This is a genomic window from Candidatus Eisenbacteria bacterium (assembly GCA_016867715.1).
Taxonomy (GTDB): Bacteria; Orphanbacterota; Orphanbacteria; order Orphanbacterales; family Orphanbacteraceae; genus VGIW01.
Genome location: VGIW01000121.1, coordinates 1 through 8,084 on the forward strand (window position 1 = coordinate 1; position 8,084 = coordinate 8,084).

Genomic DNA, 8,084 nt, shown 5'->3' on the forward strand with positions numbered 1-8,084 from the left:
CAGAGAAGCTCCCGGTCGCCGCGCGCGGGGGGAGTCTCCGGATCGACCGCGAGGGACGTCCGCACGCCGCTCCCCTCTCGATAAAGACCGGAGACTTTCTCGAGGAGATCGCGAACATCGACCGCCTCCATCCGCGGGGAGGGGAGGCGGGAGAACTGGGAGAACGTCTCGGCGAGGGAGCGGAGGTTCTCCACCTCCTCGAGCATCGGCGCGAGAAGCTCCTCGAGCGCGCGCCGCTCCTCGTCCGACAGCGACTCGGCCCTCTTCCGCAGGCGGTGGAGGGAGAGGGTGATCGGCGTGAGGGGGTTCTTGATCTCGTGCGCGATCCGCCTCGCCGCCTCCGCCCAAGTCGCGACCCGCTCCGCGCGCGCGAGCTTCTCGCGGCTCGCCCGAAGATCGCGCGCCATCTTGTTGAACGAAGCGATCAAGGTCCCGATCTCGTCCGAGCCCTCCCCCTCGATCCGGACGTCGAGGTCGCCTCCCCTCACGCGCGCGGTCCCCGAGACGAGCGCCTCGATCGGGCGCCCGAGCGAACGGGAGAGGACGCGCGCGACGGCGAACGCGAGAAAGGCCGCCGCGAGAAGGACGAGCGCCGCCTGCGCGGCGACCTTCGCCTTCGCGTAGCGCTCGTACACACGGAGCTGACCGTAGAACGCGAACCCCTCGCGGACGGCGCGGATCCTCTCGGCGGTCCCCTCCGGAAGAAGAAGGGCGCCGGAGAGCCGGAGGGAGCTTCCGTCGGAAAGGAGAAGGGAATCGCGCGCGGCGGCGAGCGGAGAGAGATCGGGCGCCCCTTCGCCGAACGGAGGGAGAACGAGGGAGTCGGGGACTCCCGCGCGCCGATAATCGAGAAGAAATGCCGGAGCAGAATAAGACAGGTCCACACGGTCGATATATAAAAGATCAAGTCCCGATGCTTCGGCCGTCTCCCGGAGACGCTCCTCGGCGCCGGGCGCGGAAGGCTCCCATCTCTCGTCTCCCAGCGAAGCCCGCACGGCCTCGAGACGCTCCCGGGCACGCTCCCGCTCGGCGGCGAGGGCGTTCTCGGAGAGGCGAAGGGACTCGCGGAGGGCCCGCTCGACGCCGGGGTTCTGCCAGAAGTCGATCGTCCGCTCGATCCGGGCTTTCTGCGTGGCGATGAGGAGGAGCGTCGGCACGAGCGCGAGAAGAAGGAACGAGAGAAGAAGCTTTCGTTGATAGGTCAATCGAAACGGGCCGATGCGGTCTCTCATCGCTTCGGCTCCCCGGGCGAGGCGGCGCGCGCGCGAAGACGGAGCTGCCCGCAGGCCGCGTCGATCGTCCTGCCGGCGCTCCGGCGGACGGTCACCGTGAGGTGCGGAGCGAGGCGCGCGAGGAAGCGATCGATCGCGTGCTCGGCAGGCGCACCGAAGGGGAGATCATCGACCGGATTGTAGGGGATCAGGTTCAGCTTGCAGCGAAGAGGCGAGAGCCTCCGGATGAGCGCGCGCGCGTCTTCTTCCCCGTCGTTCACGCCGCCGAGGAGAACGTACTCGAACGTGACCCGCGAGCCGCTCGTTTCGGAGAAGCGCGCGGCGGCGGCGAAGAGGGAGTCGAGATCGTACGTCCGCGCGATCGGAAGGAGGCGGGCTCTCGTCTCGTCGATCGCCGAGGCGAGGGATATCGCGAGACGAACCCCGAGCCCTTCCTCCGCGAGGCGGCGGATGAGGGGGACGAGCCCCACGGTGGAGATCGTGATCCGGCGAGCGGGGAGCGCGAGGCCGTGCGGATGGACGAGGAGGCGGACGCTCTTCACGACCTCCGCGTAGTTCGCGAGCGGCTCTCCCATGCCCATGTAGACGACGCGGCGGACCGTCTCGCCGAGGCCGAGCACCTGGCCGGCGATCTCCCCCGCGCGGAGGGAGCGCTCGAAACCGCCGAGGGGCGTGGCGCAGTAGGCGCATCCGTAGCGGCATCCGGCCTGCGAGGAGACGCAGGCGGTCAAGCCGTCCGCGCCGGCGATCCGAACGGTTTCCGTTTCGGTCCCTTCGGGGAAGCGGAAGAGGATCTTGAGCGAGCCGTCCGCGCCAGGTTCAGAGCGCGCCGCGACCGCGGGGATGCCGATCGGAGCGGCGGCGGCGAGCGTCTCGCGGAGGGCGCGTGGGAGGTTCGTCATCGCCTCGAAATCCCGCGCGCCGTGGCGATGAACCCACCGGAAGACCTGCAGGGCGCGATAACCGGGGACGCCGAGCGGCCGCAGGCGCTCCTCGATCTCGGATGGAAGAAGACCGACCCACATACCCGTACCTGATACCCGATCCATACTCGTACCTGATACCCGATTTGTGCCTGTACCTGATACCTGATTCTGGATACCTGATTCTGATACCGGATTCGATTCTGCCCATCTGTACCAGGTACCGATTGACAAGGATCCCGGGGTGTCTCCATAATGGGACACACGAGGGAGGATGGCTCGTGGACCTTCAGAATGTTCTCGCGGCTCTCGGCGATCCGGTCCGCTTTCGGATCGTGGAGGCGCTCCGCGAGCAGCCTCTTTGCGTGTCCGACCTTGTGGAGCATCTCGGCGAGTCCCAGCCGAACGTGTCGCGCCACCTGAAGACCCTCCGCGCGAGCGGGATCGTCGACTCGGTGCGGGAGGGGAAATGGGTGCGCTATCGCGTTCTCCCGGAGGCGCTCGGGGAGCTCGCGCGGTGGGCGTCGGGGCCGGCGCGGCCGGCGGACCCGAAACCGCCCGAGAGAAAGCCGGAGCCCGCTCCGGTCCGAAGACGCGACGACCCGAACCGCATCCTCTTTGGCCGTTAGGCGAACCGGAGACGACCGATGCCCGACCAGATCCTCGTGGTCGACGATGAGAAGGGAATCCAGACCTCGCTTCGCCGGATCCTCGAGTACGAGGGGTACGAGGTCTCGGTCGCGTCGAACGGCGAGGAAGCGCTCGACGCGATCCGGAGCGCCTCCCCCTCGCTCGTTCTTCTCGACATCAAGATGCCCGGCATGGACGGGATCGAGGTGCTCGGCGAGGCGATGCGCATCCGGAGCGACCTCGTGGTCGTCATGATCTCCGGCCACGGCACGGTCGCCACCGCGGTCGAGGCGACCAAGCTCGGCGCGTTCGACTTCCTCGAGAAACCGCTCGACCGCGACCGCCTTCTCCTCACCGTGCGAAACGGCCTCGAGCAGAGGCGCCTCTCGGCGGAGAACCTGATCTATCGAGAGCGGATGGACGAGATGTACCGGATCGTCGGCGAGAGCGAGGCGATCCGGAAGATTCTCCGGACGATCGAGAAGGTCGGGCCGACGGGCGGGCGCGTGCTGATCACCGGTGCGAACGGGACTGGGAAAGAGCTCGTCGCGCGCGCGCTCCACGCCGCCTCGGTGCGCGCGAAGCGCCCGTTCGTCGAGGTGAACTGCGCGGCGATTCCGGAGGAGCTGATCGAGAGCGAGCTCTTCGGCCACGAAAAGGGAGCGTTCACCGGCGCCACATCCCTTCGCATCGGGAAGTTCGAGCTCGCGGACGGCGGGACGCTCTTCCTCGACGAGGTGGGAGACATGTCCCTCTCGGCGCAATCAAAGGTTCTCCGCGCGCTCGAGCTCGGCGAGGTCGCGCGCGTGGGGGGGCGCGGCACGCGGCGCGTCGACGTGCGCGTCTTCGCGGCGACGAACAAGGAGATCGCGCGCGAGGTGCGCGAGGGACGCTTCCGCGAGGACCTTTACTATCGCCTGAACGTCGTGCCGATCCACGTCCCCTCGCTCGCCGAGCGGAAGGAGGACATCCCGATTCTCGCCCGCTACTTCCTCGACCGCTACTGCCGCCAAAACGGCATCCGCCCGAAGGTCCTCGACGATGCGGTGATCGATCTCTTCCAGCGATATGCATGGCCTGGGAACGTGCGGGAGCTTCGAAACACGATCGAGCGGATCGTGATTCTCTCCGACGGCGAGCGGATCACCGTGTCGGATGTCGTCTTTTCCGGGCTTCCCGGGAGCGGGGGGGACGATTCGGCCGCGGGCGACGCGACGTTCCAGGAGTTCAAAGACCGGGCGGAGCGGGAGTTCCTACTAAAGAAGCTCGAGGAGAACAACTGGAGCGTCTCCCGGACCGCCCGCGAGCTCGGCATGCAGCGCTCGAACATCTACAAGAAGATCGAGAAGTACGGCCTGAAGAGGCCCTCCTCGGCCGGGGACGATCGTCTCTCCGAGTGAGGTCTTCGGGACACAGCGGGGGCGGGTCGCGCACCGGGCGGGAAAGCGCTTCGCTTCTTGTGGTCCCAGGGAACCGATTGAAAAGAAAAGAGTTCTAAGGGCTGACGGGGGATCGCCCATCCGGAACTGCGGGTCCTTGCGGTGGCACGTCCCTTGCGTTCCGATCGGATGTCCCGAAACGGGAGGTGGATGATGAGACGAAAACGGAGGCAGGCCTTGAGGGCGCTCATGATCGGGATCGCGGCCGCCGGGATCCTCGCGGGATGCGGAGACGACGACTGTCCCACCGCCGTCTGCTACAAGGGTCCGCCTCCGGTTCCGGCGGGGGTGTACACGGTGACTGGCGATGGCTCGGTGCAGATCTACTGGACCCCGATTCGTGGGGCGGGCGTGCGGCGGTACGGCGTCTATCGGAGCCGGACCCCCGAGGGTCCCTACCAGTGGATCGCCGATGTCGTCCCCTCCAATCGCCCCTACTACATCGACACCGGCCTTGCGAACGGGACGACCTACTACTACGCGGTCGACGCGAAGTACGATTACGGGGAGAGCGCGCTTTCTTCTTTCGAGACGGTCGCCGACACGCCCCGCCCCGACGGTTCCGGCCTCGCTCTCTACTCGAGCGCGGCCGACCCGAACCGCTCCGGCCTCGATCTCTCCGAGGTCGAGCGCCGAGGTGTGGGGGGAGACATGATCCGCCCGTGGAGCGATCCCCTCGTCGACTACTACCTGATCGTTCTGGACGACCTCTTACGTCTCGTTCCGACCGAGATCTCGGACGGGGCGGAGTCGTTTGGGAACGACATCCAGGACTTCGGGTACACGGACGATATGGACGAGATCAACTTCGCCCCGCTCGACGGATGGAGCCTCGATCCGTATGGGGTGGAGATGATCCCGGGGCACACGTACATCTTGTGGACCTGGGACGATCACTTCGCCAAGATCCGCGTGAGCGCGATCGGGGCGGACTTCGTCCTTCTGGAGTGGGCATACCAGCTGAGCGCGGACGATTGGGAGAGGCGCCAGCTAGCCCCCCGCTTCGCTGGTGCGGGGAGGGCGCCGTAGTCTGGACGGCCTGGACTCGAAAAAAAGGGAACCATTCCCGCGAACCGGGTGTAGAGAGAGACGAAACCTCGGAACGAACCTGGGAGAGGGCTCCTCTCCGAACGGGGGTCGGGACACCAAGCGACGGAGACAGGAAAACTCAGGGGTAACCGGTTGCTCTGCCCTCCTGCAGAGAATGAGCGAGCCCGGGCTTTGGGTTCGCTAAGGGTGCCGGCGGCTAGGGTGCTGAAAAGGGGCAGCTCCTGAACCCGCCCGGCACCCGTTTCTCTTTCTCGACCTCGTCGGTATCGGATACCTTCTCGGGGACGGTATCAGATACCGGTATCTGATACCGGAACCAGATACCGGAACGCGCAGGACAGGGATCAGGTACCGAATCAATCCCCCGCGGCGAGGTCGTCCCAGTAGGCTTGCTGGAGAATCTCATTCTCCTCGGACTCGTGGCGGCGGAGGGTATACACGATCATCTTCGTTCGGAGCGTTAGCTCCCGGATCTGGGCGCGGACCGGGTCGGTGGTTCCCGTCGTCTCGTCCAGAATCCCGCGAAGATCGCCGAGAATCCTCTGATGCTCCTCGAAGAGCCGGTCGAGGGAGGGGACGAAGCGCGGGAACTCGACCGGGACTTCCTTGTAGAGCGGGCTCGCCTCTTCCTCCTCGAAATGGGGTCCTAGAATCCGAACGAGCGGGTCGAGCTGCTCCCGAAGGCACTCGGTCCACGTCCGCATGCAGTCGGCCGGCTCGTCGAGCCACTGCTCGAGGTCGCACATCATCCGCGAGATCCGGCGATGCTCCTCGAAAGCCGCTTCCGCCTCCGCACGGAGGTTCTTCCGGGTCGGTTTCTTCTCCTTCACGGCCGCACCCCCTTTCGCTCACTTGAGCTTGACCGACGGCGAGCGGTCTTGCGCTCCGGCGGCGGCCGGCGTCTCTTTCCGCACGCTGTTCGAACCGCACCGGGGGCACGACCGCTCCTTGACCTCCTTCGGATCATACAGCACGGGGAAGCGATGTTGACAACGCAAACAGTAGAAGGTCGTCGTTTCGGCCATCACGACTTCTCCTCGGCGGTCGCGGCGAGCGCCCCCGCCCCCTCGGCCGCTTTCGCCTTCCTCTTCTCGAGCTTCTCCCTCTTCTGGCGGAGGAACTCGGCCACTGCTTTCTTCGACTCCTCGACCTCCTCGGGCGTGATCTGCTTCAAGAGCTCGTCCATCTGCCGCATCACGCGCGCGAACTTCTGCCCTTCGGCGGCGCTGATCCAGTCGAGCTGGAGCCGCTCCGGTCGCATGCCGAGCTTCTCCATTTGGATCCAGATCTTCTCGACGCGCTGCTGCGTCCATGTGACCGCGCTGATGTAGTGGCAGTCCGAGAAGTGACATCCGGACACGAGCACGAGCGGCGCACCCTTCTCGAACGCATGCCAGACGAAGTCCTCGTCCACGCGGCCCGAGCACATCGTACGGATGAGGCGGACTGACGGCGGATACTGGAGGCGGCTCGTTCCGCACGTGTCGCCGCCGGCGTACGAACACCAGTTGCACGCGAACGCCACGACCTTCTCCATCGGTTTCTCTTCCAGGATCGCGTCGACCTGGCCGAGGAGCTGGAGATCCGTGAAGTGCCGCATCGTGATCGTGTCGTTCGTGCATTCGGCGGCGCAGGTGCCGCATCCGGCGCACGCCGCCTGGATGACGACCGGGTAGAGCCCGCGCTTCTTGTCCGACTCGGTGATCGCGTGGTACGGGCAGACGCGCGCGCAGCGCCCGCAGAAATTGCATCCCTCCCGCTCGATCTCGGCGGTGATCGCCTCGATCTTCACGCGCCCCGCCGCGAGAAGCGCTCCGGCACGCGCCGCCGCCGCGGAGGCTTGCGTCACGGAATCCTTGACGTCCTTCGGAGCCTCGACGCATCCGGCGAAGTAGACGCCGCGCGTCGGCGCGTCGACCGGCTTCAGCTTCGGATGCGCCTCGAGCACGAACCCGTCCGAGGTAGAGGAGAGCGCGAGAAGCTCCTTTACCTTGTTCCCGCCGTTCTTCTTCGGCACGAGACCGACGGAGAGAACGAGCATGTCGACCTCGTAGCGCTCGAGATCGCCGGTCAGCGTGTTTTCCACCGTCACGCGCACGTCGCCGGTCTTCGGATCCTGCTCCACGTGGCCGGGGAGCCCGCGCACATAGCGGACGCCCGCCTCTCGGCTCCTTCGATAGAGATCCTCGAAACCTTTTCCGAACGCGCGCATGTCCGTGTAGAAGACATGCGAGACGGCGTCGGGATCGTGCTCCGCGATGAGGAGCGTGTCCTTCACCGTGTTCATGCAGCAGACGTTCGAGCAATAGGGGGCGGCGCGGGCCGGCGCCCGGGAGCCGACGCACTGCACGAACCCGATCCGCTTCGGTGTCTTTCGGTCCGACGGGCGGATCAGGTGCCCTCCGGTCGGGCCTCCCGCGCAGATCAGGCGCTCGAACTCCATCGATGTGATCACGTTCTCGAAACGCGTGTAGCCGTACTCGTCTTGCTCGCGCGGGTCGTACACGTCAAGTCCCGTGGCGACGACGACCGTACCGATCTCGATGTCGAGGAAGCGGTCCTCCATGTCGAGGTCGATGCACTTCTTGTCGCACACCTCGACGCACTTTCCGCACGCGATCGGCCGGACCCCGAGGCAATCGTCTATGTTGAGCGCGTACGACGAAGGGACCGCCTGCGGGAAGGGGAGGTAGATCGCCTTTCTCGAGGAGAGGCCCTGCTGGTACTCGTCGGGCACGACGACGGGGCAGACCTTCGCGCACTCGCCGCAGGACGTGCACGCCTTCTCGTCGACGTAGCGCGCCTTGCGG

General features: G+C 66.3%; 8 protein-coding genes. 3 read left to right on the forward strand and 5 right to left on the reverse strand.

What is annotated here, in order from left to right:
• Together FJY73_13400 and rlmN are read right to left on the reverse strand one after the other, a co-directional pair.
• The coding region (locus FJY73_13400) for a HAMP domain-containing protein (protein MBM3321652.1) at positions 1 to 1,232 on the reverse strand (1,232 nt) is incomplete at its 3' end.
• The gene (gene rlmN / locus FJY73_13405) at positions 1,229 to 2,257 is read right to left on the reverse strand and encodes a 23S rRNA (adenine(2503)-C(2))-methyltransferase RlmN (protein MBM3321653.1); all 1,029 of its coding nucleotides are present in this window, start codon (positions 2,255 to 2,257) and stop codon (positions 1,229 to 1,231) included. The genes FJY73_13400 and rlmN, both read right to left, overlap by 4 nt.
• Positions 2,258 to 2,436: 179 nt before the next feature.
• Here rlmN and FJY73_13410 point away from each other — a divergent pair, with 179 nt between their 5' ends.
• The 3 genes from FJY73_13410 to FJY73_13420 all read left to right on the forward strand — a co-directional run bounded on the left by FJY73_13410 (position 2,437) and on the right by FJY73_13420 (position 5,253).
• Complete coding sequence (locus FJY73_13410; GenBank protein ID MBM3321654.1) at positions 2,437 to 2,784, forward strand: winged helix-turn-helix transcriptional regulator; 348 nt, start codon at positions 2,437 to 2,439, stop codon at positions 2,782 to 2,784.
• An 18-nt stretch (positions 2,785 to 2,802) separates the two neighbouring features.
• A complete protein-coding gene (locus FJY73_13415; protein ID MBM3321655.1) occupies positions 2,803 to 4,185 on the forward strand; it encodes a sigma-54-dependent Fis family transcriptional regulator in 1,383 nt (460 codons plus the stop codon).
• Positions 4,186 to 4,374: 189 nt separating this feature from the next.
• A complete protein-coding gene (locus tag FJY73_13420) occupies positions 4,375 to 5,253 on the forward strand; it encodes a fibronectin type III domain-containing protein (protein ID MBM3321656.1) in 879 nt (292 codons plus the stop codon).
• A 377-nt stretch (positions 5,254 to 5,630) separates the two neighbouring features.
• On the opposite strand, the gene FJY73_13425 is transcribed toward FJY73_13420, so the two are convergent.
• From FJY73_13425 to FJY73_13435, 3 genes are all read right to left on the reverse strand, one after another.
• On the reverse strand, positions 5,631 to 6,104 hold the full coding sequence (locus FJY73_13425) for a hemerythrin domain-containing protein (GenBank protein MBM3321657.1): 474 nt from the start codon (positions 6,102 to 6,104) through the stop codon (positions 5,631 to 5,633).
• An 18-nt stretch (positions 6,105 to 6,122) separates the two neighbouring features.
• Positions 6,123 to 6,299, reverse strand: a complete 177-nt coding sequence (locus tag FJY73_13430; GenBank protein ID MBM3321658.1) for a hypothetical protein — start codon at positions 6,297 to 6,299, stop codon at positions 6,123 to 6,125.
• A partial coding sequence (locus tag FJY73_13435; GenBank protein ID MBM3321659.1) for a hydrogenase iron-sulfur subunit occupies positions 6,299 to 8,084 on the reverse strand: 1,786 nt, incomplete at its 5' end. The genes FJY73_13430 and FJY73_13435, both read right to left, overlap by 1 nt.